Raw genomic sequence first — 24,247 nt, forward strand, 5'->3', positions numbered from 1 at the left:
AGAGTTCTGGCTCGCAATGCTGGAGGCCTTCAGACCAGCCGCGATCCACCATCCAGGTTGAGGGTCGCGCCGTTCATCCAGCCATTCGCCATCAAGAACACGATTGCCGCCCCGGCTTCCTCAGCGCTCCCGAGACGATGTAATGGCAATGTTGCCTTGAGGGCCTCGACAAAGGCGTCGCGACCGTCGCCAAGCGCCTTGCCAAGCAGCGGAGTATCGATCGGGCCCGGCGAAAGGGTGTTCACGCGGCGCGGCGCGAGTTCCAGCGCAAGGCCGCGTGCCAATGCTTCCATTGCCGCCGAAGCGGCAGCGAGAACGGCGGTCCCATAGGCGTTCGGCCGATCGCCCAGTGCTCCGGAAATGAATGTCACCGAACCGTCGGCAGCGAGCCGATCTCCAAGTGCCCGAAGAGTATATATCGCTGCCCAGATGCGCTCTTCGAACGCGCGGCGGAGATGGTCGACGTCGGCTTCCAGCACCTTGCCGATGACGAAGCTTCCGGCCAGCAAGACGAGGTGATCGACATGCTCGATATCAGCGAGCGCGGATTCGATGGTCTCGCGCTTGGTCACATCGGCGGCCCTCCAGCCGCTGAAGCCATGTTGTTCTGCGGCTTCTTTTGCCCGTTCGGCGTCAAATCCGACCACGATGACTTTTGCGCCGAAGGATTTGGCTTGGATGGCTGCGGCGAGACCGATCCCCGAGGTGCCGCCGACGATGAGTATGGTCTTGCCTGAAAGGATATCCGAGATGTTTGATTGAGTGCCCATCGCTCTGGCTCCGTTTTGGAGGCGCTCGATTGCGCCGACGGCCAGAAGCTAATTCCAATTGGATCGATTGATAATTGGCCCGCTATTCGCTTTACTCATGCCACCATGGCACAAATCGGTATAGAACGTCTCACGGGCCTGATTGCATTCGCGCGGGCCGCATCCCTGGGAAGCTACACGGCGGCAGCCCGTGCGCTCGCGGTGTCACCGTCGGCCGTCAGCAAGAGCGTCCAGCGGCTCGAGCAGCAGCTCGGCATCGTCCTATTCCTCCGTACCACGCGCTCTCTGACGCTTACGCCGGAGGGCCGCGATCTGCACGATCGCGCGCTGCGTCTCTTGCGGGAAGCCGAGGATATCGAGCAGGCCGCAATGGCTGCCCGCGCCGACCCGTCCGGCATTCTCCGGATATCCGCACCACTTCCGGTTGGCGTGCATATACTCGGCCCGGCGCTCCCTCGCTTGCGCGCACGTCATCCGAAACTCGCAATCGATCTGCGCCTGGGAGATCAGTTCGTGGACATGATCGAAGAGGGTGTAGACGTCGCCATTCGGGTTGGAGCGCTGGCCGACTCCCGCTTGAAGTCCCGACGGCTTGCGCCGCATCGCCTTTGCGCCTTTGCTTCGCCCGAGTATCTGAGACGACGGGGTACGCCTCGACATCCTGACGAGCTAGCGGGGCATGACTGCGTCAATTTTCGCTTCCAGAGCTCGGGCCAGACACTTCGCTGGCCCTTTGCATCAGGAAAACGCGTCTTCGAGGCCACGCCAGAGATTGGGATCACGGTGGACACAAGCGATGGTGTCGCCGCTGTCCTCGTCGCCGGCGGCGGCGTCGGCATCTCTCCAACCTACATCGCCGCGCCATATGTGAAACGCGGCGAACTCGTGCCGATCCTCACCGCCTTCGCCGTCGACCGCTCCAGCATGATTGCGCTCTGGCCGGAGAGCCGCCGCGCCAATCCGAATGTCAGAGCATTCCTGACATTTCTCGATGAGGTTTTCCCGGCACGCCCATCTTGGGATGAGGTGGTATTTGCCGGACAGTAGTGTTGCGGGGTCTGGGTACTATCAGGTCGACGGCGCGTATGATGCACTGCTCTTAGCCGATCTGGCATATCAGCAGATTGAAGGCTCGGTGATCGGCCGTCGGCAGCTGCTGCGCGACGTCGCCCTGCGGTTCCGCCGCCGCCATAATGTGGCATGGCATTTCAGTCGCGAGGATTTGAAAGTAGAGGCCGACGAGGTTATCGAAACAATCCTGCAGCTGGGAACAAAAGAGAGGGCGGCCTCGACGGTCAAGCGCGTGCAAGTCTTTTCCGAAGAGATCAGAAGCTCCGGCTGGCGGGTTGGATCAGTGATTGCGAAATACACGGAAATTGAATCTGGCAGACGAGATGATGGCGGAGCCGGTCCGAAACGTGACACGGTCCACTTCAGTGAAATCAGGATCAGGACGATAGTAAACCGAACCTACCCCGGTCGTCTTGCCGGAAGCAGACGCACAAGAGAAGGACGAACACGATGACGGAAGTGCTGGACGAGGGACCTTTCTTTCATGGAACAATCGCGGATTTGCGTGTGGGTGATTTCCTCACCGCAGGATACCGGTCGAATTATCGTCCTGAAGTGGTGATGAACCATATCTATTTCACTGCCATTCTGGACGGTGCCGGACTTGCCGCTGAAATCGCGGCCGAACTCACCGGGGGCGGCGCAGTCCCGCGTGTTTACGTCGTAGAACCCACAGGGACATTCGAGAACGACCCGAACGTCACCGACAAGAAATTTCCCGGCAACCCCACTCGATCGTATCGCAGCAGCGCACCGCTCAAAGTCGTCGGCGAAATCACGCATTGGACCAGATTGACGCCTGAAGCACTACAGGTATGGAGAGAACGGCTAACCGCACTGCGCTCAGACGAACGAGGCGAAATCATCAACTGACGCGAGATGGTCAGCTTTCCACCCCGAATTAGACAGCTGGGTCACATATGCAGAACGGCGGCTTTGAGGACATCTCGCAGCTTGGTTCAACGGCCGAATAAGACGCAAAGTACAGTTGCTTCCTCGCCCCGAAAAAAGGATATGAACCTTCGTCGCCGTTGATCAATTCGGATCAATTACTCTGTCGCAGATACCCGCGGGCAGGACGGTCCTCGCCATGCGTTCAAAGGCATACGTCCGGGTACCGGCTCATCGCCTGAGGAGACACTGTCGAGGACCTCGGTCATCGCCGGCCCGGATCAGGCGGCGGAAATAGCCGGAGCGGTGAACTCTTCGATCTTCCCACCGGTATAGCCCGGACGCGCGCCCTCGAGGACGTTGTAGGGGAAGGCCGTCGGGATCGCGCTGACCTGATCCAGGCGAGCGATCTGGTCGGCCGACAGGGTGACCTTCACCGCCGCCAGGTTGGAATTGAGCTGCTCGATGGTGCGCGGACCGATGATCGGCAGCGTGCCCTTCGCAGCGACCCACGCGATCGCGGCTTCGCCCGGCGCGACGCCCAGCTCGCTCGCGACGTCGATCAGGGTGTCGAGGATCGCCGTGCGCTGTGGCGAATTCTCCTGCTGGAAGACGTTGCCGCCCATTCCTTCCTTACGACCGGTCTCGCCCTGGCGGTACTTGCCGGTAAGAAGGCCGCCACCCAGCGGCGACCACGACACCATGCCGAGGCCTAGCGACTGACCGGCAGCAAGCAGCTCCTGTTCACTCGAGCGGACCACAAGGCTGTGCTCGAACTGGAGGCCGGCAATCGGAGCCGCGCCGCGCAGTTCGGCGATGGTGACGGCGCGCGCGGCGCGCCACGCGGGGAAATTCGACAGGCCGGCGTAAAGAACCTTGCCGGCTCGCACGAGATCGTCGAAACCGCGCACGATCTCTTCGGCCGGCGTCACGCCGTCCGACATGTGGACGAACAGGATGTCGATATAGTCGCTCTTCAGCCGCTTCAGGCTATCCTCGACCGACACGACCATCGCCTTACGGCTATTGCCGGTGACGAGAATGCCACCCTTGGCCCCGGCGGGCATCGTGTACTTGGTGGCGACGACGAAATCGTCGCGGCGGCCGACTAGCGCGTCGCCGATGATTTCTTCCGATTGACCGCCCTGATAGACCCCGGCCGTATCGATGAAGTTGCCGCCTGCATCTGCATAGGCGTCAAGGATGCGACGGGACTCGCCGCGCTCCTGACCATAGCCCCAGCCCGTGCCGAACATGCCAGTGCCGAGCACCAGCTCGGAAACGCGCAGACCCGTATGCTGGCCGAAAAGTTTGTAACGCATGTCTGTTTCTCCTGTTGGAAGTTTTAATTGCGATCGCAATGTATCGCCGTCGAGAGCACTACTTGACTTTAATTGTGACCGCAACTAAAAAATCTGGAACTTGGATCGGAGAGTTTTTATGCGTGTTTCGAAGGAGAAGGCGGCAGAGAACCGGGATGCGCTTCTCAGCGCCGCCAGCCGTCTTTTTCGGGAGCGGGGGATCGACGGAGTGGGCGTCGCAGAGGTCGCCAAGGAAGCGGGGCTCACGCACGGCGCGCTCTACGCGCATTTCAAGTCGAAGGATGAGCTCGCCGCCGCGGCGTTTTCACATGGCTTCGCCGCCAACATGGAGGCCACGCGTGAATGGATCGGCGACCGACATTTGGCGTTCGAGGAACTGCTCGACGGATACCTTTCTCCCTATATGCGCGAGAAGGTCTCCGACGGTTGTCCGATGGCCGCGTCCGTCAGCGAAATCAGCCACCATGACGAGGCCGTCAGCGAGAGTTTCACCAGTGCATTCCTGGCTTGGGCCTCAATGAACGAAGCGTCTCTCGAAGCTTCGATCCCCGAGGGCGACCGGCGAAGACTTGCGCTCGCCGCTACTGCTGCTGAAATCGGCGCTCTCGCCATCTCTCGGGCAGTGGCCAAGGCAAACCCTTCGCTGTCGGACGAGGTGCTTGAAGCTGTCCGGGCCGCGTTTGCTGACGCCCACGAGGTCGCAAAGACGCGGACCAGATGAGATATCAGCCGGTCCCGCGACGCGTGAGGGGCACAAAAGCGGCTCAATTTAATCTCGGGCCGAGGTTTGTGGGAAGGCCTAGCGACATGAGCGAAAAATCATCCCCTCTTCAAACTGTGCCGCCCAATTGAAGCTTCAATTGCCTCAACAAAAAGCCCTGCCTGGTGGGGCCAGGCAGGGCAGCAACAGGAGCACTGTTGAACGCGCGAGCCGGGTGTGAACTGGAGTTCAGTAACTTGCGCAGCTCAATCTATCATTGTGTGACGGTTTTGTGAATGCCACCATTCGCATTTCGGGCCGAACCAGAACTGCGCTCTTTCGCACGAACTACTCGCAAACAGTTTCGCGCACTACGACCCGATGATGATGGCGGTAGCCGTAGCGCCTTTCCGTCCAGCACCGGCGATGATACCGATAGCGAGGGCCATCATAGTACCCATCATATGCGTAGGGAGGCGGATCGCGATAATAGCGTGGCGGCGGCCGATCATAGTCGTAGCGAGGCCCAACTCCGTATTCAAAGTAGACCTGAGAGAATGCCGGCGAGGCGGCCAAAGTCGTTGTGAGCGCTAGCGCCGCGATCATGATTCTTTTCATGGCTTTCTATCCTGATTTACATACAACTGCGAGGCGTTGATCCACGCCTTGGATGTAGTATGCCACGAGCGCTGTTCGTGAATACGGACGAAAGTCGCGACCAAGTACGGACTTAGGCCTCATGCCCGTGATGGCATCGCTAGACGGTAACACCTTTCAGCAAGGACAAGGTCGGGGGCGCAGGCCCAGGTTCTCAGTTCAAGCTCGGGGATATGCTGGCTAAGTGGATAAGACACTGTTCGGACACTGACACGATGAAAGATGGGTCGGTGTTCCTGGATTTTTCCATGAGAAAACGACCCGTTTTAAGCGTGTTTTAGGACCAAACTGGAAGTCCAAACTGCGCGTTTTGCGGGCGATGATAGCGCGGTACTCATATTGGGAGTGAAACGCTTGTCAGTAGGCCTCTGCGGCCGAAATGCCGAAAACTTGCCACCTCATGGGAAGACACGGGAGCGCCGTTGTTGGCAGGCAGCGACGCTAAGAGGAGGGAGCGGGATGGGAATTATCGGCCCGGAGGTTTCTAATTGCGTGAGCAAGAACCCGGCCCACGCGGCATATTGGTCGAGGCTGCGACGCTGGCCAGGAAGGTTTTTGATTTGCTTGCTGGTAATGTGAATTTCAATTACTATCTAATAGTACTCAACGAAAAGGAGTGTCCTTATGACTTCCCTAACGGTAACGATGAAAGGGCAGGTCACATTAAAGCGGGATTTACTGCAGCACCTCGGCATCAAGCCGGGCGAACGCATCGACTTTGACAAACTGCCTGGCGGCGAGCTTCGGGTGAAAGCTGCAAAGCCCACTGGAACTATTGATACCTTCATCGGTCGGCATGCGGGCAAGGTTAAAAAGCCGATAACGATTGAGGAAATGAATGAGCTTGCCGCCGCTGGTTGGGCGGGTGACGAATGAAAATCTCCGTCGATACAAATGTGCTGGCTCGTGCCGTTTTGCAGGACGATGCAGAGCAAGGCCGCGCCGCGAGCAAGCTCCTGAGAGAGGCCTCGCTCATCGCGGTTTCCCTGCCCTGCCTGTGTGAATTGGTTTGGATACTGCGCCGGGGCGCGAAGCTGTCGAAAGAAGATGTCGCCGTGACGATCCGCGATTTGCTGGATGCCGGAAATGTGGTCATGAACCGGCCGGCTGTCGAGGCCGGGCTTGCGATCCTTGAGGCCGGCGGAGATTTTGCCGACGGTATCATGGCCTATGAGGGCAATTGGCTAGGTGGCGAAACCTTCGTTTCGTTCGATAAAAAGGCGGTTGAACTACTTACAGAGCAGGGGCAGGCGGCGCGGCTTTGCCCTGACGGTGCAGCACAGTAGATATCTGCCCACTCCCATAATGCGGTGGAGTTGTTTGCCCGGTCAGCGGAAGAAAATATTGATGCGGCCATAAGGATGCCGGAAGGCTGGTCAGTTTCGGCTACATTGCCAGACGCGCAGCCCGCCCATTCTTCCGGTCGGCGTTGTTATAATAGCTTGCGGCCTGCGGCACCGATTTGTGCAGCGACTGCTGCATGGCTTCCTGCAGGGGGATGCCGCGATTGGCCGCCTCGGTTAGATACCCCGATCGCAGTCCATGCGCCGAAAACACCTCCGGGTCCAAACCGGCCTGCTTGCATCGGGTTTTCAGGATCAGATTGACCGACTGCGGCGTCAGTGCTCGCCGATCAATATTTCCCCATTGGTCTATGCGCCGGAACACCGGTCCGTTGTCGATCCTGGCTTCTTCGATCCATTGCTTGAGCGCCTCAACCGGCCGGCCGATCAGAACCACATGTACTCGGTCTTCAGCCGTCGTCGTCTTGGTGCGGCCGAGATTGATGGTGAGACAGGGCATGAGAGGGGAGGCGGGGTTTGCCGGATCGGCATGCACCGGCTCCTCGTCGACGAGATCCTCGAGGCGCAGGTCAGCGACCTCGGAGCGCCGCCGGCCGCCGGAGGCAAAGGCGGTTAGCAACAGTGCACGATCGCGGACGTCGGCTAGCCGCTCGCCGGCACAAGTGGCCAGCAGCTTTGCCAGGACATCACCGGTGACAGCTTTCTTGCTTTTGCGTCGGCGCTGCCGCGGCGTGGCACGGATTGCCAGCTTGAGTGCAGACTTCAGAGAGGGAGCACCAAAGAAACCGACTAGCCCGCGCCAGCGGGTCAGGATCGACCAGGAGGTCAGGCGCCGGCGCACCGTATCCGGCGCATGCGGGCCATCGACGCGCAGCAGGCCCTTGGCACGCAATCCCATCTCGACGTCATCAGGCATGCCGTGACTCGGATCCTCGGCGCGTTCCACCGGATTCCAGAGATGGTGAGCGACGAATTTCAGGAGCAGGCTCTCCGGCGCTGGCCAGGGGAGGGGCGCGCCGGTAGCCAGCTCGCACCAGGCTTCGAGATAGCCGAGATCGGAGGCAAGCGCCCTCAACGTATTGGCGCCCATACCTTCCTTGGCCAGATGCTTGAGGGTGGCGACATCGTCGTCCGTCAGCAGGGTCGCCAGCTGATCGCGCCGGGCAAAGGGCAGGATGGCGTCGAGTGCATCCAGCTCCTCGGCGCGCGTCAGGATCCCGTCGTCAATGCGAGCGTCTGCGCTGTTTCCCTTGAGATCAGTCATGCGGTTGCGGCCGCCAGGGCGCGATGATCTGTTCGATCTCGCTGCGATAGTCATTGGGATAAACGACATCCTCCTCGCGGGCGAGAAAGGTGAAGACCGTCGCCATGTCCTCGGCGATGGCGCGATCGACATTGGCAAGATCGGTGAGGTCGAAACCGCCATGCACCTCGGCGTTCCACCAGGTGAGCAGGAAATTGGCCACCCGCCGGCTCTGGCCGGTATCCTCGTGGGCGACATTCAGCAGTTTTTCCAGGGCAAAGCGGACACGGTCTTCCATCGGACCCTCGGGCTCGGTTTCGCATTCTTTTGTCAGCCGGTCGAGGCCGGATGTAGTTTTAGGTTGGTCTGGCCGAAATCATTCCCCTTGAATAGCAAGGGTGCCTTGGCGATCGCGGCAACGGCGTACGAATAGCAGTCGCCCATATTAAGGCCGGCTGGATGGCGACCTTTGCCAAACAGGTCGAAGGCCTTCTCGGCAGCATAATAATGCCGCTCGCCAAAGGCCACCGCGGTCACATTTGGCAAAGCGACGAGCTGTGAAATGATGGTTGCAGCGTTGGGAAAGCTCTTGCCGGTGAGCACCATTCGTGCCTCAAGTAAAGTCGGCCAGCCAATGACGACTTCCTCACGGGTGACGAGCGCATGAAACCGTTCAGCTTCGGGCTCTCCCAGCGACGTGGCCACGATCACCGACGTATCGACGGCGATCATTTCGGCAAACCGTTTTCGTCGTAGAGATCATCGTGGGCGGAGGTGGTGCCGGATGGCACGGACCGTCGGCCCTCGGCCATTAACTCCCAAAGCGTGTCGGCTGGCGTCTGTGTCGGCTTTTGCCGCAGTTCTTGGTCGTAGTGCTCGAGCGCAATTTCGACGAGCTTGTTGATTGGTTGGCCGGTGCGTCTGGCCAGCGCGTGCGCCAGATCGCGTGCCTTGCTGCTGCGGATGGAAAGCTGTGGTTCGGACATTTTGGGCACTCCTGGCGCGGATGTCATGCCGCAAAGATAGTGTTTTGCGGTGAAGATAGCAAGGAATTGCCCTGAGATGGCTAACTATCGATACTTGATACCTATCGATGGTGAGACGCACAAAAAAGCGTCGTCGAGGCAACGGAAGCAACAGCGAACTTCGCTTCAACAAGGCAAAAGAATAGTTTTAATTCATATGGTTAATAACATGAAAACTCGAGAATCTCACCGTCGAGACCTAGGTAAGTGGGGCAGATTTCTGACATTGCCGATACTCTCGACTAAATCGGTAAGCAGCAGGCGGCCGCTCAGTTTCGGTTGAGGTATAATTCAACCAAATGTTTGAACTATCAGCCTTATCATGGCATTACATCTGTCCAGGTCGGTTGGTAAAAATGACATTCAGAGTCAGAAGCTCGCGTAATCCAACAGTCACACCGCTGTCTAAGTACGGAAGAAGCGCACCGAGGGAATTAAACGCGCGCACTCGTGTCTGCGTTTAGGGGGCCGTATACTCAAGTTTGGTAAAATGAACCCAATTTTTTCCGACGCGTGAAGCAGCGAAAATCGAGATTATAGACCCGGGAACCTTATCACTTTGCTAAGCCTCGCGCTGATAGCATACTGCAGGACCAAACAAGGAGATGATCGTGGCTGTCAACACTGGAATTGAATGGACTGATCATACCTTCAACCCGTGGACGGGGTGCACGAATATCAGCCCGGGCTGTGACAACTGCTATGCCGAAGCGTGGTCAAAGCGCTCGGGCCATGTGAAATGGGGCAACTCGCCAAGAAAGCGAACGACCGAGAGCTATTGGAAAGCACCGTTGATTTGGCAATCGAAGGCGGCCCTTTTTCAAAGTCAGCACGGTCGCCGTCAAAAGGTCTTTTGTGCCTCACTTGCAGACGTGTTCGATAACCAGGTTGATCCGAGCTGGCGAGCCGATCTCTTCAGGGTCATACGTTCGACGCCAGCTCTAGATTGGCAGCTTCTCACCAAGCGTCCCCAGAATATTAAGAAGATGCTGCCTGAGGACTGGGGTCCTGACGGTTATGATAACGTCTGGCTGGGGTTTACAGCTGAAGATCAGGCACGGTTTGATCAGAGAAAGAAGGTCATCGAACAAGTTCCGGCAACGGTTTGGTTTGTTTCCTACGAACCGGCGATCGGAAGCCTGAGAATCTCCAGCAATGACCCAAAGCCTGACTGGCTAATAGTTGGGGGCGAAAGCGGTCACGGCGCTAGACCTATGGACACTAAATGGGTCCGCGATATTATCCAGGATTGCGAAGCGTTAAACATTGCACCTTTCTTTAAGCAATGGGGGGCCTTCGCCAATAACCCATTGGTATCCGAAGACGGTTTAGCGGTCGATGAAGTGAAAAAGATAGATCCGAATGGCAAGGGTGGTGGCCTTCTCGATGGAAAAATTGTGAGGCGCTTCCCCAATACTTATCCCCGTTCTCAGTCCCACGAAACGAATGCCGCCTGAACCAACTCGCCGCCGTTCACCGAGAATCTATGGCAAAACAAACCGAGCTTTTCCCAGCTGCCCCCAAGCATCTCTCTCCAATGAAAATGAAGAGAGATGCCGAACATAAGGTCTGGACCGAAAACAAGGCCCAGCTGATCGCCAGATACCTGAGGTACTTTGTCTTCATCACCAAGCACGGCGCCTACATCGATGGGTTTGCTGCACCGAAAGACCCGTCGAATCCTCAGAGCTGGGCCGCAAAGCTCGTTGTCGAGAGTGAACCGAAATTCCTGCGCCAATTTTTCTGGTGCGAGCTGGAGCCCGAGAGAGCCAAATATTTGGAAGAATTGGCGGCCGGTCAGGCTGCTGTAAAGCCAGCTCGTCGGTACGAGGTTTTAGTCGGCGATTTCAACAGGTCCATTGACCGGATCTTGGCCAGCGGCGTCATCACTGATAAAACGGCGACCTTCTGTCTCCTCGACCAGTTCATGTGTGAATGCGAGTGGGCGACGTTAGAGAAGCTTGCCAAACACAAGTCTGCCGGGAACAACAAGATCGAACTCTTCTATTTTCTTGGCGTCGGGTGGATGTCCCGCGGTCTTTCTGGGTTTACGAAAAACGTTGAAATTCCGCAAAGGTGGTGGGGCAGGGATGACTGGAGGCATCTGCAATCGCTTGGTCCAACTAAGCTCACCTTGAAATTTGAGGAACGATTCCGAAAAGATCTTGGTTACCGCAATGTATACTCGTTTCCCATTTACGAACACGAGGGGAGCAGCGGCAAGCACATGTTCACGATGATACACGCATCCGATCACGATGAAGCGCCGCGCCTTGTTGGTTTCCGCGCGGAACTGAGCCGGTTTTTCCACCGAGAAGTGAGCCACCACTGATTATGGTTTTCTGATCAGGGTTTGGTCAATGGGCTGGCCTTTTCTCCTCTCTTCTGTGCCGCTGCGGCCGAGCTTGCCTTGAAGCGGAAGCTGTCGTTTCCTGTTTCCAGGATGTGGCAACGGTGTGTCAGCCGATCGAGCAGAGCGGTCGTCATCTTGGCGTCGCCGAAGACTGTGGCCCATTCGCTGAAGCTGAGGTTGGTGGTGATGACGACACTGGTGCGCTCGTAAAGCTTGCTCAGCAGGTGGAAGAGCAATGCGCCGCCCGAGGCGCTGAACGGAAGGTATCCGAGCTCATCAAGGATCAACAGGTCGAGACGGACCAGCGCCTCCGCGATCTGGCCTGCCTTGCCTTTAGCCTTCTCCTGCTCGAGCGCATTGACCAGTTCGATGGTCGAGAAGAAGCGGACCTTTCGGCGGTGATGCTCGATAGCCTGGACGCCGAGGGCGGTCGCTATATGTGTTTTGCCTGTGCCGGGGCCGCCGACAAACACGATATTCTGTGCCCCGTCGATGAATTCGCATCTGTGCAATTGGCGCACCGTTGCCTCATTGATCTCGCTGGCGGCAAAGTCGTATCCGGAGATGTCCTTGTAGGCGGGGAAGCGGGCTGTCTTCATGTGATAGGCGATGGAGCGGACCTCACGCTCGGCCATCTCGGCTTTCAGCAACTGGGACAGGATCGGCACTGCCGCATCAAAGGCTGGAGCCCCTTGCTCGATCAGGTCCGTGACGGCCTGGGCCATACCATACATCTTCAGGCTACGAAGCATGATGACGACGGCGGCACTGGCGGGATCATGACGCATGACGACCTCCCGTGATCCGGACCCGCAAGCCATCATAGCGTTCGACATTGGCCTTGGGTTCGCGAGCCAAGGTCAGCGCCTGGGGCGTATCGATATCGGGACCATCGCTCGTCTTGCCATCGATCAGTCGGTGGAGAAGATTCAGGACATGCGTTTTGGTCGCCACGCCCGCATCCAGGGCCAGTTCCACAGCGCGCAGGACGACCTGTTCGTCGTGATGAAGGACAAGGGCAAGGATATCTGCCATCTCACGATCACCGCCAGGGCGGCAGAGTATCTGGTCCTGCAGCTGTCGAAAGGCCATCGGCAACTCGAGGAAGGGCGCACCGTTGCGCAGGGCACCCGGTTTGCGCTGGATAACAGCAAGGTAATGTCGCCAATCGTAGATGGTCCGGGGTAGCCTGTGGCTGCGCTCGATGACCCGCACGTGTTCACATAGAATGTTTCCCTCGGCTGCAACGACCAGCCGCTCAGGATAGATCCGCAGGCTGACGGGCCGGTTTGCAAAAGATGCAGGCACGCTGTAGCGGTTCCGCTCAAAGGTAATGAGACATGTTGGCGAGACGCGCTTGCTCTGCTCGACGAAGCCGTCAAACATGGCGGGCAACGCCATCAATGATGCCCGCTCATCAGCCCAAATATCCGCAATCGAACCGGCTAGGCTCCCGTGCGCCGTGTCCCGCCAAAGGTCCTGGCAATGCTGCTCCAGCCAGCTATTCAATGCTGCCAAGTCCGGGAAGTCCGGCATCTGTTGCCACAATCGTGGTCGGGCATCCTGAACGTTCTTCTCGACCTGTCCCTTCTCCCAGCCTGCAGCAGGATTACAGAACTCGGGTGCAAAGACGTAGTGGTTCGTCATCGCCAGGAAGCGGACGTTGACCTGCCGCTCCTTGCCGCGGCCAACACGATCAACTGCGGTGCGCATGTTGTCATAAATTCCACGCGCAGGCACGCCGCCAAAGACACGGAAGCCGTGCCAGTGGGCGTCGAAGAGCATCTCGTGCGTCTGCAGCAGGTAAGCTCTGACCAGAAAGGCCCGGCTGTGCGCCAACTTGATATGCGCGACCTGAAGCTTCGTGCGCTCGCCGCCGATCACGGCATAGTCTTCACTCCAATCGAATTGGAATGCTTCGCCGGGCCGGAAAGATAGAGGAACGAATATGCCTCGGCCGGCCGTCTGCTGCTCAAGCCGCCACTGACGGGCGAACGCGGCGACCCGACCATAGGAGCCGGTAAAGCCGAGAACCACCAGATCGGCATGAAGTTGCTTCAACGTTCGGCGCTGCTTGCGTGACCTCCCGGCTTCGGTCTTTAGCCAGCCTGAGAGTTTGTCAGCGAATGGATCAAGCTTGCTTGGTCGTTCCGGTACCGTGAACGTCGGCTCGATCGTGCCAGCGCTCAAATACTTCGCGATCGTGTTGCGCGACAGACCGGTTCGTCGGCTGATCTCGCGCACTGACAGCTTCTCGCGCAGCGCCATCCGGCGGATGATGTTTAAAAGTCCCATGTGGATCACTCCGTTGCCCCCGTCGTTCTCCGCGTTGGGGGGAAGGTTCACATGGCTCAATTCTCAATGGAAATTATGCGCCTAACCGGCTCAGTTCAGCGTGGAAACCAACAGTGAAAATCAATGCTGAGCGGGCACAGGCGGCGTCCCAAGATGTGAAAACGAAAGTCGAAAACTATGGCTTGATAGGCGCTGCCGCGGCAGTATTCACCGTCATTGGAATTTGGGCAACGTTTTACTTCGGTGTCAGAGCCGACATTGCGGCGCTAAGCACCCGAGTAGACGCCGCAATAGATTCCAAGGATAGTAACGGCGGGGGTGCCAAAGATATCCGTTCGTCTACGGCCGAAGGGCGACTTGCGTTAGACTTAGAGAATCTCAGACGCCGTCTTGACGATGTGGTGCGAGAAAATGACTCTCTTAAGGCGCAGGTTCAAACTCTTACCGGTGGCAAGAAGTAGCGATGCGTGCGCCCATTGGCATTACTGGACCGAATTATCTAGTGCGGCCTAGAGCGCACGCGTTAGCCATTCGAGGGGCTCGGGCTCGCTCCATCCGCCGCGCCGGATGAGGCCTCGGTGCTGGGCGCGGAGGCCGGCTCGCATCAAATTTGCGGGAACAACGACGCTAGCGGCGCTTGAACTCAATAACATTGCCGCTTTCTAGATCAGTCATTTCAAAGCCAGGCTTGCGGCGCACCTGGAAATCCACAGGAGTGGCTGTGGCGAGGAAATTTGGCTCCAGGGCGGCCAGCTGTTCCAACTCCTCTAGAGGTTGCGGCAAAGACGCCAATATGGATGATCGCGCAAAATCGCCCGTCTCAAGTAGAACTTCAAAGCCGCGACGTAGCATGCGGGGCTGCTCCAGAGGCATTTCGTTCTGCGCATCAAACGGCTCGGCAAGATGACCTTTCCATCGCCTATAGGTCATGTTTCGAAATAGCCACTGCCGCTGTTCTCCATCGATCATTTGAAGGTCACCGGCCCGCATTATCATGGCGGCAATCGACATTCCCCATCGTTTCTTGAGGGATCGAAGATAGTTCAGAGAAACTTCGCCAACCTCTGATCGGAAAGCGCTCTGCGGGAAAAGAAATGCACCTGCAAATCGATGCGCCTGGCGTTCAATGACTGCGTGATTTTCTGGCTTTTCCGCGTCTTCTTTCGCTACCCGTCCATGCAGAACAATATGACCCAGTTCATGTGCCGCATCGAATCTCGCTCGTGCGCAGCTCGCTTCCTTGATGTTTATACCCACAAATGCCCGATCAAGCATCGGCGAATAAAAGTAGAATCCGTCTTGCTTATCGGAATCGATCCGAAGCGCCGCGACCGGGATCCCCGCGTTCTCTAGCGCCAATACAACATCGGGGACTGGGGCCAACCCCAAACCCCACAGCCGGCGGACAGCGCTAGCGGCGCTCTCGATATCGTCGTCGGTTATCAATCTGAAATCTGCCGGCAAGGTGAGCTCTGGAAGCTTCAGCGTCGGGAAGTCCAGCTCGCTCTCTAGTAGGCCGTACATTTCGCAAAGCCACTTAATCCTCTGGTGGGTCGCTTCTCTTGCAGCCTTTGTTTCGGAACTTCGAGAGCGCCAATGAATGAGGTCAATCTCTTCGGGCCATCCTGGTGTTACAAAGAAATTGACCGAAAACTTCAGCTCAGACGCGATCGCCTCCAACCGAGCCTCCTGCGGGCTGTCCAGACCGTCTTCGTAACGACCAATGGCCACGGCTGACACGCCAATCTTATCGCCGAGCGCGTTTTTATAATAACCCCGCGCTAAACGAGCTTCTTTGAGGCGCTCGCCACGAAAGTTTTTCACACCTACAGTCATTTCAAATTACCGATTATCTTTGCCTTCCGCTTTCTAATGACGATGACCTCGTCGCGCTGTTGTGCTACCTGTGTTCCAGAGAATTCCGAGCTCCTCGAGCCGAACATCGCAAGCTGGTGAAGATCGAAACGTGCGATCCAGCCCTGATACAGATCGTCCGGAATCGCTAGCATGAGGCCACCAAGCATTTTGTCTCGGCGAGTAAACCTCTCCCCGGCTGCGCCGTGTAGCAACACTCCGAGCACTTCGCCAGACCAATCAGTCACTCGATGCCGTCTATCGCCTAAATCGAGCTCTAGCTGCCGGCTGATTCCGAAGGTATTTGCTAACGCCACCTTGTAGTTGGACGCGGCGGGCCGATGCATCAATTCTGAGATCGCTTCCGGAATGAGCAGTACCCGACCCATCTTGATCAGAAGTTTTTGCTGGCCGTTGCAGCCAAGTGTCCAATGCAAGACCGGAACGTCGTGTTTTTTCGCCGCCTGAACGATGGCGCGAACGGCGCAGCCTGACCGACGACGGGAAAACTCGAAATTCTTCAACTCATCCGGCAGCCGGTTATCGGCTTTCAATTCCTCGTAAAGCCGATGATATTCCCAGGCGACGCCTAGAGAAAACGACTCCAAGAACTCGAGATTTACATCATCATGAAATACATGCTGCACGTCTTCGATGGAATGGAGCACTACAATTGCCTCTCAAGCGTTCGCGAAAGCAGAATTCCACAATCTTCGCAAAAAGTAAAGCGTCATCTATTCGGCCTACCGCTTGTCGGCAGCACCCTCGAGCGGAAGCCAGCAGCGTAGTGGGATTGGCTCAGCCCAAATATCATCTGCGCCATCATTGAAAGTCGATATGAGGTGGTAGCGAAGAAAACCACGTCCGTTTTGCGCCGCGGTTAGATCCATGCTCTAAGAAACAGCAGTTTTTCGCGAGAAGATTAGCATAGCGACCGTTTCGGAGTAGTGGCCTTGAAGCAGCTTTATGGCACTCCTGTCTCCCCGTAGATCGGCTGCGTGGTGCGAGCAGCCATTGAAGACTTGAGTTGGCGATTGCGGTGTCTTTGTGTCACACCCTCCCCCAAAGGGCTTCCAATGAAGTAAGGCTGTTGGCTATGGATGAGCCTCTTCCTACAATAACGGATCATTATACTCGATATTCTCGGATGGTAGGTCATCCCACAATCAACACTCGACAATTCAGATGTCTCTTTCGAAGGAGGGGCCGAGCGAGACGAGACAGTGGGGTCGGAAGTCGCCGCTAGTAGCCCTTGAGGTGGGCTAAAGTTCTATAGCCCGCACTCCCCCCGCCTCGACAAGTATGCATCCGAGTTCAAGCGAAGAAATTTTCAGCGAGGAGCATAAAACTTCTGTTAGAGAGTCAATTGGCGCGAAGCGCCGGCGCCACATCACTGCGCCAACGCCAATACATCGAACAGATGGAATCTGCGAACGGTGCGCACCCGAACCTTATGCGGCCTCCCAAACCTGATTGAGTATCTTAGCGGCCAGTGCGGCTTTGTCTTGCGGCAGGAACCGCCCGTAGTGCTGTTGGATCATGTCAGGGGTGTCCTGGATCGCATAGCTTGCCTGCTCGTAGGAACCCGTGAGCTTGAGAATGTGGGTGGCCAATACATCCCGGACATTGTGGGGACCGTGTGGCAGCAAGCCTTTGATCGCTCCGCGGCCGGTATAGGGATTATAGATGCCGTATCGCTGAATAGTCAGCCGCCAGGCTTCATAGAAGGTGGTCTGGTTGTAAGAGGCCTCAGTGCTCGATTGCTTGACCGTCTTTATAAAGAAGGTTCCCGGATCATTGGCATTCGCCAGCAGGATGCGGCGGTGCCGGTCGACGTAGGCGTTGATGTAATAATAGAGGTCAAGGAGATCTGGGAGGATGAGCCGGAATGGCTTGGAGCCGAAGAAGGATGAGTTCGAGTTCTTGAAGGCATTGGCCGGTATCAGGACCTCCCAGCCCTTGTCCCGATCGCTCCAGCGGATTTCGCCGCGCTTCAGCTCTTCAAGCCGGCGCTCCGAGGTTGGAATATGCCCGCGAGGGCAAAGCAGGAGCTGTCGGAGGTTTTTCTGACGAAGGCCAAGATGAAGGCCGAGCCGCAGCATCAGAAACGATCTGACAGATTCGGCCGCCGCTCGTGGATATCGGTCCTTGTCCGGCATCCTGAGAAGGATCTCGTCCGTGATCTTTCGGTACTCCGCCAGTGGGCTTGGCGCCTCGAGCACGCACATGATCGGTTCGAATGGATCACGATGTATGCGCATCACGCGCTGAATTTCCTTGATGCGGTTGCGCGCGTGGGTATGAAACGCGTCACAGCAGGCATGCCAGTCGCGCTTGGCAAAAGCGATCTCCTCTGCCGAGACAAGGCCTTCGATCGGAATGACCCTCTCAATCAGTTCCGGGTGCTGTCTGAGCCAGCCGGTCTCCTCGCGCGTGAGCGACAGGGCAATGCTCAGCATGTCGGCTTCCCAGGCCGAGTAAAATCCACGTCGGCGCTCGCGCCATTGCAGGTACCAGTCCCAGATACCGGGAAATACCAGAAGTCCGAAGGTGAGGGCACCCAGCGCAATTCCTCGTCCCGCGACCTGACCGTCAGGAGATGCCGCAAGGGCTCCGAACATGAGGCCAAGATGTTCCAACTTTTGCGATGCCGTTTCTTCGCCCCAGACGCTATTGCGCTGAAACCCAATTGCCGTGAGCGTCGATGTCTTGAACGAGATCAGATTCGCCATTTCGAGAGCGAGACGGGGAGGGGCATCAATGACGCCCGACAGCAAATCCGGATCACCAAGGTCGCCAATGGGATTATCCTGGCTTGAAGTGCCGCGTCCGATTGGGACCGATGACGCCCGTCCACCATAAGCCATTGCTGGAAAGCGGATTGCATAACGTTGTTTGATTGCCGCCGCCTGAAAACGGCGGTAGTCGGTTGCGCCGGTGATGATGACCCTGCGAACCCATTCGAGGATTTCCTGGCGCTTTGGTTTCGGCAGCCTGTTGAAATTGTCAGGAAGATGCCAGGCCAGCCGGCGGCGCTCCGCGGGAGAAATTTCCTCGTCGATCTCGTGGCCGGTGCCGGCGCGGGATTGATGCGGAAGCTTGGCCTTGAAGTAGCCCTTCGGCAACCGATACCGATGCTCGATACGATCCAGGATCTCGAAGCTGTCCACGCCGCGCGGCACCTTGGTGTCCTTCAGCCAACTGAGAAGAGTCTTCACATCAAAAGTGTCGTCAGGCCGCACAACAGCACGATGGAGATGATAGTAAGTCTCGCCAAAGCGTCTGATGTGCAATTCCAATGCTGCCTGAAACGAGACGGGTTCCGGATAGTCATCGAACAGCGCAACGGGGAATTCCTCAATCGGCTTGGGCCGTGCTCCCGGTTTTGAATTCCTCTTCGCAGAGCGACTGCCGCTGGCAGCTCGAGCTTTCGAGATCCGCGCGGAGCCCGACGATGAACTCGTGCCAATACGAGGTGTCGCGATGTTCGTGTTCACCCAGCGGATAATGGCATCGAAGCCGTGCTGTCCGACGCGCATCAATTTTGTGCTTGGCTTGGCAGCCAGCCGGCATGCCGCGGCGATCTCGGTCCAATCGACTGTTTTGCCCTTCATGGGAGGAAGGGCTTGATCGGTGACCAGTGCCAACATGTAAGCGGTCAAGCGCTTAAGCTCGGCCGGACTTACCAGTGGTGCCAGCCGGATCTCGCAAAAGCTTGCGATCTTGCGTTGAAAGGTTCTCGCCGTCGGATTCATGATCATTCAGGTTTCCCTTACAGATAAGATTCCAGCCCCGGGGCATGGCCTGCTAAGGAATGAACGTTAGCGAAGGGTTAAGATCGGGCCCCTTGGGACGTGGCGGAGATTGCCGGTCAAATCGTCGATCGGATCGAGATCGGCCGCCGCAAAGTCCGAGCTCACCGGCAATCGACGGGTCCCTGCTGTTCGAGAGCGCCACGAGGCGTTCCCGCTAAAAACGTGCAATTCCGGTCATTTTGTCTTCGAGGGAGGGACAGACTTCATATCCGAAGCCGATCTTCTCATGCTAAGCATCGAACATGGGATTCGGAGTTTTCATTCATCGCTCGGACTCGATCTATGACGACAGTCCGGCTGAACAATATCAGTTTCCAAGCCAGTACCTCGGTCGCGTGCAAGGGTGCGTCGGGGATTGGATCATCTATTATGAACCGCGCAAGGTTGCAGCCAGACGCGGCTATTTCGCCGTCGCCAAGGTCGCCCACGTCATTCCTGACCCGAAAGTGGCCGGCATGTATCTGGCGCTCATCGAACCTGGCAGTTATCTGGACTTTATCAATCCTGTTCCGTTCAACGGCCCTGATGGGATCATGGAGCATGGCGTGCTGAACGATGATGGGCGCATTTCCGGGAGAGCGCAATCGGCGGTGCGGCCTATTTCCGCTACGGATTTCAATCGAATCCTAACGACCGGCCTCAATGAGGCAGAACCAGAGCTACCGCGGCTGGATGGAGTGGAAACGGCTGATCTCACAAACGGATTTGCAGACACCGCTCAAGCTCCGTTCATCTTTGAGCAAGAGCGTGACCGCGTGATGCAGCTCACCTCCCGTGCTATTCGCAATCGGCTGTTTCGGCGGCTCGTTTTGCAGGCCTACGACAAACGATGCGCGATCACCGGCTTGAAACTCATCAACGGTGGCGGACGGGCTGAAGTGGACGCGGCTCATATCCGACCTGTGGAGGCGAATGGACCTGACGTCCTTAGTAACGGCATTGCTTTATCAGGCACGGCGCACTGGATGTTTGATCGCGGCCTCATCAGCCTTTCGGATGACCTCGATATCCTGATCTCGCGGCAGGCGAACGACCCGGAGAGCATAAGAGGACTGATCAGCAAGACCGGCAGAGCGATCGTCCCCCTGCGGGTGTCAGCGCGTCCACATCCGCATTTTTTGCGGTGGCACCGCGAGAATTGCTTCAAGCAATGAATTGTGACGCGGGATCAGATAACGCCCGGGGCTGGCGGTTGAAGAAAGCCCAAGGCTCATTTTGTAAATGTCGCGAGGAATAAGTAATATCTCGCGAGATTCCAGCTTCAGCGCTTCGTCAAATAGTCGACGTGATATCCGAGAAAGCATATGGCTTGGGTTTTCAGCCACGTGGCTCTTTCTGAGAATTGTCAGGAACAGGCCGGCTGGAGATGTTTGTTCATCGATGATGTAGGTTGTGTCCCACATCGCCTCGCGTCATGCTGGTGATGCACATCGGAGAGGCGCGTTCGAATCTTGCGTACAACCCTCTGGTGATCAATCGTCTGAGCGAGTACAATCGAAGTCAGAGGGATAGATCGCTATATTGCCATGGAATCAACAGAACTTGGCGAACCGAGCCAACAATGTCGGTGCACAATAATCGAGATCGACGCAGCGCATCATCCTTATCTCGCGGCTGCAATAATCCGTTTCAACGTCCTGCATGCCGGGGTGCGCGTTACCCATTCGGACGAGATTACGCTTTCTGATGACGGTACCGCTTCGGTTGACGCGTTGATCGCCGACTTCCAGCACTGTCTCTATCGAGAGAAAATCTACGCCGAAACGCTTCCTTTGCGACGGGCGCTGATAAGCGGTGTTCTAGGACGATGACGGTTTTCCCCTTGAAGTTCACGCGATTGGCTGCCGATTACCTGTTCTCGGACGACGCGGGTGGCTATTTTCGCGCAGATGGCCAGTTTCTTGATCGATACGCCACGGACAATTTAACGGGTACGGACGCCCACTTTCTGCTGAAGAACGGGCACGCCTTCAAAGAAGTCAATGACACCGCCTACCAGGGATTTTCCTATCGTTGGGCGCAGCGACTTCATCGCCCTGAAGCGCTGAACTACCTAATTCTTGTGCCGACGCTTCGCTGCAATCTCGCATGCGGCTATTGCCAGGTATCCCGTGTGAATGAAACGGCAAACGGCTTTGACTGGACCGACGAGACCCTCGCGCAAGTTCTGCATTTCTTGGACGGCATGGACGCCGCAGGTGCCAAGATTGAGTTTCAGGGCGGCGAACCGTTGCTGCGATTGGACCTACTGCAGGAGGTCCGAGAGTTTGCTCGCCGCAAGTTCCGCAATGTCACGTTCACGGTTTGCAGCAACTTGCAATCCGTCTCTGACGAAGCCTGGGAATTCCTCGATGCGCCAGATACCTTTGTGAGTACATCGCTGGACGGCGACTTATCCGTTCATCAACGACAGAGAACGGTCACCTCTGGTAATACGGAGCAGTTTGTTTCGAACCTTCGTCACGCGATCGGAAGATTGGGGCAGGGAAGGGTGTCCGCGCTGCCGACGCTCGACATCAACAACTTGCCCGCACCGACGGAAGTTATCAAAACGTTTGGCGGCTTTGGCTTTCGTTCCATCTTCTTGCGCCCCATAAACCACCAGGGGTTCGCGCGGAAGCGATTCCAGACAATGGGCCTGGAGAAACGATGGAACGACTACCATAGCCGTTTCGTCGACGCCCTGATCGAGCACAATTGGACGGCGGCAGATCCAGTCGAGGAATTCTATTTCACGCACTGTCTTCGCCGGGTTCTGCGAGGCGGCCATAACCAGCACGTAGACCTTCGAAACCCGAATATCCTGGGTAAGGACTATCTGGTCATCGATTTCGATGGCACCTTCTACCCGACCGACGAAGCCAGAATGGTCACGCGAGTGGGGCAGATCGACCTGAGTGTCGGCAATCTTTGGGATGGTATTGATCAGGCAAAATTGGATGTCTTGAATGAGGAGGCGACGAACACCTTCCATCCGGATTGCATTCACTGCCCGTATCAGGCTGCTTGTGGCATCGATGTGATCGATGACTTATCTCGATACGGACGCATCGACATGCCCAAACGAGACACCGCTTTCTGTCGACGCCACACCGCGATCTTCGACAAGATCTTCCAGCTCCTCTATTCGAACGACGAGAAGGTCCACAAAAGCTTGGCGATATGGGCTGGAATTCCGGAGTTTGAACCATCGTTGGCACCGGTACTTCGATGATCGATTTGCGCCTCAGGATCGATGAAATCCCAATCGATCAGCCCTGCATTGTCCGGCTGCGGAAGGAGGCAGCTGAGAGCGAACATGATGCAATCCTGATCGAAACGGACGAGGCCAGTCAGACATTTGATCTCGCGGGCTATTCGCTTCGCGTACATTGTGATCCGGCCACCGATCTGGATGGCGATGTGCTCTTGCTGGTTCCAGGGCGGCAGTCGGCTCATCGGCTGGTTCGAGCACGGTCCAGACACAACACTTTCTTGGTGACAGAGCAGTGTGATCAGCTTTGCGTCATGTGCTCCCAGCCACCGAAGAAATACCACGTCGACCTTTTCGACCAATTCACCGCCGCCGCCGTGCTAGCTCCTCAAGATACCCGGATCACGATATCGGGCGGGGAGCCGCTGCTGCATAAACAGCGGTTGTTTCAGTTTTTAATAGCTGCTGCCAAAGCTCGCCCGGATATTTCCTTCCACATTCTGACGAACGGTCAGTTTTTCGAGCTCGATGATATTCCAGTGATGGATGAGGTAGGGCGAGATCGCATTCTATGGGGTATCCCGCTCTATGCTTCCCAGGCAGAACTTCACAACTCCATAGTTGGAAAGCCGGGTGCTTTTAGTAGGTTGATGCAGAGTTTTGAAATTCTGATGAAAGCGGGAGCGGCCGTGGAGCTTCGCACTATCGTCCTTCAGCAGAACTGGGATGCGTTTCCCGATCTGGCGAGCTATGTCTCAACCCGGCTGCCTTTCATCGATGTTTGGGCGATCATGCAGCTCGAAAACATCGGCTACGGCCGAATGAATTGGGCGCATTCTTTCAAGGATACATCGTTAGATTTCGCCCACCTTCGCCGAGCGATAAACCTTGCTATTGGGCGTGGCATACAAACTCTGCTCTATAATTTTCCGCTTTGCTCAGTTCCTCCGCATTATAGATACCTCGCACCCGGCACGATTTCAGACTGGAAGAATAAGTTTTTGAAGCAGTGTGAAGGATGTTCTTTGCGTTCTACTTGTGGTGGATTTTTTGAATGGTATAATATCGATCAAGGGTTTGGGGGACTCTCACCGCAATGAAGAAGCGTAAGGTTTACCTGGTTTCGTCCTTGATCGCTGCCGGGTTCATGCCATCGAAAGGCGATGCCACGCCGATCACCGGTCTCACCGAAAAGAAAGCTCCAAACACCCTCTTCGAGCGGTTGCGGGTCAAACAGGTCTACACTTTGGCAGGTCATAGCTCACATTCGAGCCACGCAAGTCATGCCAGTCACGCAAGCCATGCTTCCGCTTCCGGCGGCGGCTACGCTTTACCACGTGGTGACTATGGCAGTGGCGGCACCACCTACAGTCCGCCGGACCCAGCGCCGCTTTATACTCCAAATCAATCACCCGTCATTAGAAGTCTACCTTCTATTCCGAACATACCGGCGACAACTTCAACCGGCACCTATCCCGTACAGACTGCGCCGCAGTCTTCTTCTACCAGCGTTGACCCTGCTCCATTAAAAACCTTACCTGGCAATTCCGGTAAATTTCGTCGGATCGTCATCCAGGTGCAAACCGCGTTGATCGCCTTTGGCTATTTCGGTGGCCCGATCACAGGGCAGGTCGATACGGCTACACGAGGCGGGCTGACTAGGATGCAGGCAGCCTATGGCCTGAAGGTGACAGGAACGATCACGCCACAGGTTCTGACGGCTTTTGGGATTTCAACAAATTGATCGGATGGAT

General features: G+C 56.7%; 26 protein-coding genes. 14 read left to right on the forward strand and 12 right to left on the reverse strand.

The annotated features are described in order from the left end of the window. Positions 1-29: 29 nt before the first annotated feature. A complete protein-coding gene (locus PH552_RS00080; RefSeq protein ID WP_113251747.1) occupies positions 30-770 on the reverse strand; it encodes an SDR family oxidoreductase in 741 nt (246 codons plus the stop codon). A gap of 105 nt (positions 771-875) precedes the next feature. On the opposite strand from PH552_RS00080, the gene PH552_RS00085 reads away from it, so the two are divergent. The 3 genes from PH552_RS00085 to arr are packed head-to-tail and all read left to right on the forward strand — an operon-like array spanning position 876 to position 2,714. Next, positions 876-1,817 (forward strand): LysR family transcriptional regulator, encoded by a 942-nt coding sequence (locus PH552_RS00085; protein WP_113251746.1) that lies wholly within the window; start codon positions 876-878, stop codon positions 1,815-1,817. Further along, positions 1,804-2,295 carry a hypothetical protein gene (locus PH552_RS00090; RefSeq protein ID WP_162737092.1) on the forward strand — a complete coding sequence of 164 codons (492 nt, stop codon included), beginning with the start codon at positions 1,804-1,806 and terminating at the stop codon, positions 2,293-2,295. The genes PH552_RS00085 and PH552_RS00090 overlap by 14 nt, the downstream gene beginning before the upstream one ends. Next, on the forward strand, positions 2,292-2,714 hold the full coding sequence (gene arr / locus PH552_RS00095; protein ID WP_113251745.1) for an NAD(+)--rifampin ADP-ribosyltransferase: 423 nt from the start codon (positions 2,292-2,294) through the stop codon (positions 2,712-2,714). Before PH552_RS00090 ends, arr begins: the two co-directional genes overlap by 4 nt. A gap of 299 nt (positions 2,715-3,013) precedes the next feature. Here the strand turns inward: arr and PH552_RS00100 are convergent, their stop codons facing one another. Continuing rightward, positions 3,014-4,054 (reverse strand): aldo/keto reductase, encoded by a 1,041-nt coding sequence (locus PH552_RS00100; protein WP_113251744.1) that lies wholly within the window; start codon positions 4,052-4,054, stop codon positions 3,014-3,016. Positions 4,055-4,172: 118 nt separating this feature from the next. Between PH552_RS00100 and PH552_RS00105 the strand changes: the two genes are divergently transcribed. Next, entirely contained in the window at positions 4,173-4,775 is a 603-nt protein-coding gene (locus PH552_RS00105; protein WP_285165261.1) for a TetR/AcrR family transcriptional regulator, read from the forward strand. A 327-nt stretch (positions 4,776-5,102) separates the two neighbouring features. Here the strand turns inward: PH552_RS00105 and PH552_RS33685 are convergent, their stop codons facing one another. Next, positions 5,103-5,372 (reverse strand): hypothetical protein, encoded by a 270-nt coding sequence (locus PH552_RS33685; RefSeq protein WP_113251742.1) that lies wholly within the window; start codon positions 5,370-5,372, stop codon positions 5,103-5,105. 663 nt (positions 5,373-6,035) lie between these two features. Here PH552_RS33685 and PH552_RS00110 point away from each other — a divergent pair. After that, positions 6,036-6,287 (forward strand): AbrB/MazE/SpoVT family DNA-binding domain-containing protein, encoded by a 252-nt coding sequence (locus tag PH552_RS00110; RefSeq protein WP_112345259.1) that lies wholly within the window; start codon positions 6,036-6,038, stop codon positions 6,285-6,287. Continuing rightward, positions 6,284-6,697: a type II toxin-antitoxin system VapC family toxin gene (locus PH552_RS00115; RefSeq protein WP_113251741.1), complete on the forward strand. Its 414-nt coding sequence runs from the start codon at positions 6,284-6,286 to the stop codon at positions 6,695-6,697. Before PH552_RS00110 ends, PH552_RS00115 begins: the two co-directional genes overlap by 4 nt. 100 nt (positions 6,698-6,797) lie before the next feature. On the opposite strand, the gene PH552_RS00120 is transcribed toward PH552_RS00115, so the two are convergent. Genes PH552_RS00120 through PH552_RS00135 form a run of 4 tightly spaced genes read right to left on the reverse strand, consistent with a single transcriptional unit; the run spans position 6,798 to position 8,944 of the window. Next, positions 6,798-7,979, reverse strand: a complete 1,182-nt coding sequence (locus PH552_RS00120; protein WP_113251740.1) for a site-specific integrase — start codon at positions 7,977-7,979, stop codon at positions 6,798-6,800. Next, on the reverse strand, positions 7,972-8,256 hold the full coding sequence (locus PH552_RS00125; RefSeq protein WP_113251739.1) for a DUF7673 family protein: 285 nt from the start codon (positions 8,254-8,256) through the stop codon (positions 7,972-7,974). The genes PH552_RS00120 and PH552_RS00125 overlap by 8 nt, the downstream gene beginning before the upstream one ends. A gap of 32 nt (positions 8,257-8,288) precedes the next feature. Further along, entirely contained in the window at positions 8,289-8,690 is a 402-nt protein-coding gene (locus PH552_RS00130; RefSeq protein WP_113251738.1) for a type II toxin-antitoxin system VapC family toxin, read from the reverse strand. Further along, positions 8,687-8,944, reverse strand: coding sequence for a type II toxin-antitoxin system VapB family antitoxin (locus tag PH552_RS00135; RefSeq protein ID WP_113251737.1), 258 nt, complete (start codon positions 8,942-8,944; stop codon positions 8,687-8,689). The genes PH552_RS00130 and PH552_RS00135 overlap by 4 nt, the downstream gene beginning before the upstream one ends. Positions 8,945-9,594: 650 nt before the next feature. Here PH552_RS00135 and PH552_RS00140 point away from each other — a divergent pair. Both PH552_RS00140 and tcmP read left to right on the forward strand, forming a co-directional pair. Then, a complete protein-coding gene (locus PH552_RS00140) occupies positions 9,595-10,440 on the forward strand; it encodes a DUF5131 family protein (protein WP_285165262.1) in 846 nt (281 codons plus the stop codon). Positions 10,441-10,469: 29 nt separating this feature from the next. Then, the gene (tcmP, locus tag PH552_RS00145; RefSeq protein ID WP_285165263.1) at positions 10,470-11,315 is read left to right on the forward strand and encodes a three-Cys-motif partner protein TcmP; all 846 of its coding nucleotides are present in this window, start codon (positions 10,470-10,472) and stop codon (positions 11,313-11,315) included. Positions 11,316-11,329: 14 nt separating this feature from the next. Here the strand turns inward: tcmP and istB are convergent, their stop codons facing one another. Both istB and istA read right to left on the reverse strand, forming a co-directional pair. After that, the gene (gene istB, locus PH552_RS00150; RefSeq protein WP_113251376.1) at positions 11,330-12,124 is read right to left on the reverse strand and encodes an IS21-like element helper ATPase IstB; all 795 of its coding nucleotides are present in this window, start codon (positions 12,122-12,124) and stop codon (positions 11,330-11,332) included. Continuing rightward, positions 12,114-13,631, reverse strand: coding sequence for an IS21 family transposase (istA, locus tag PH552_RS00155; RefSeq protein WP_113251377.1), 1,518 nt, complete (start codon positions 13,629-13,631; stop codon positions 12,114-12,116). The genes istB and istA overlap by 11 nt, the downstream gene beginning before the upstream one ends. A 113-nt stretch (positions 13,632-13,744) precedes the next feature. Between istA and PH552_RS00160 the strand changes: the two genes are divergently transcribed. Continuing rightward, positions 13,745-14,092 (forward strand): hypothetical protein, encoded by a 348-nt coding sequence (locus tag PH552_RS00160; protein WP_285165264.1) that lies wholly within the window; start codon positions 13,745-13,747, stop codon positions 14,090-14,092. A gap of 166 nt (positions 14,093-14,258) precedes the next feature. Here the strand turns inward: PH552_RS00160 and PH552_RS00165 are convergent, their stop codons facing one another. From PH552_RS00165 to PH552_RS00175, 3 genes are all read right to left on the reverse strand, one after another. Then, on the reverse strand, positions 14,259-15,467 hold the full coding sequence (locus PH552_RS00165; protein WP_285165265.1) for a helix-turn-helix domain-containing protein: 1,209 nt from the start codon (positions 15,465-15,467) through the stop codon (positions 14,259-14,261). Further along, the gene (locus tag PH552_RS00170; RefSeq protein WP_285165266.1) at positions 15,464-16,153 is read right to left on the reverse strand and encodes a hypothetical protein; all 690 of its coding nucleotides are present in this window, start codon (positions 16,151-16,153) and stop codon (positions 15,464-15,466) included. Before PH552_RS00170 ends, PH552_RS00165 begins: the two co-directional genes overlap by 4 nt. Before the next feature lie 783 nt (positions 16,154-16,936). Next, positions 16,937-19,246: a hypothetical protein gene (locus tag PH552_RS00175; RefSeq protein WP_285165267.1), complete on the reverse strand. Its 2,310-nt coding sequence runs from the start codon at positions 19,244-19,246 to the stop codon at positions 16,937-16,939. Between the two features lie 296 nt (positions 19,247-19,542). Between PH552_RS00175 and PH552_RS00180 the strand changes: the two genes are divergently transcribed. The 5 genes from PH552_RS00180 (at position 19,543) to hxsA (ending at position 24,237) form a co-directional block, all read left to right on the forward strand. Further along, positions 19,543-20,454 carry an HNH endonuclease gene (locus tag PH552_RS00180; protein ID WP_285165268.1) on the forward strand — a complete coding sequence of 304 codons (912 nt, stop codon included), beginning with the start codon at positions 19,543-19,545 and terminating at the stop codon, positions 20,452-20,454. A gap of 372 nt (positions 20,455-20,826) precedes the next feature. Further along, positions 20,827-21,111 (forward strand): hypothetical protein, encoded by a 285-nt coding sequence (locus PH552_RS00185; RefSeq protein WP_285165269.1) that lies wholly within the window; start codon positions 20,827-20,829, stop codon positions 21,109-21,111. Continuing rightward, a complete protein-coding gene (hxsB, locus tag PH552_RS00190) occupies positions 21,108-22,514 on the forward strand; it encodes a His-Xaa-Ser system radical SAM maturase HxsB (RefSeq protein WP_285165270.1) in 1,407 nt (468 codons plus the stop codon). Before PH552_RS00185 ends, hxsB begins: the two co-directional genes overlap by 4 nt. Beyond that, positions 22,511-23,593, forward strand: coding sequence for a His-Xaa-Ser system radical SAM maturase HxsC (hxsC, locus tag PH552_RS00195; RefSeq protein ID WP_285165271.1), 1,083 nt, complete (start codon positions 22,511-22,513; stop codon positions 23,591-23,593). The genes hxsB and hxsC overlap by 4 nt, the downstream gene beginning before the upstream one ends. Then, positions 23,590-24,237, forward strand: coding sequence for a His-Xaa-Ser repeat protein HxsA (gene hxsA, locus PH552_RS00200; RefSeq protein WP_285165272.1), 648 nt, complete (start codon positions 23,590-23,592; stop codon positions 24,235-24,237). The genes hxsC and hxsA overlap by 4 nt, the downstream gene beginning before the upstream one ends. The last annotated feature ends 10 nt before the right edge of the window (positions 24,238-24,247 follow it).

The organism is Rhizobium aureum, from assembly GCF_030182495.1.
Classification (GTDB): Bacteria; Pseudomonadota; Alphaproteobacteria; order Rhizobiales; family Rhizobiaceae; genus Rhizobium; species Rhizobium tropici_C.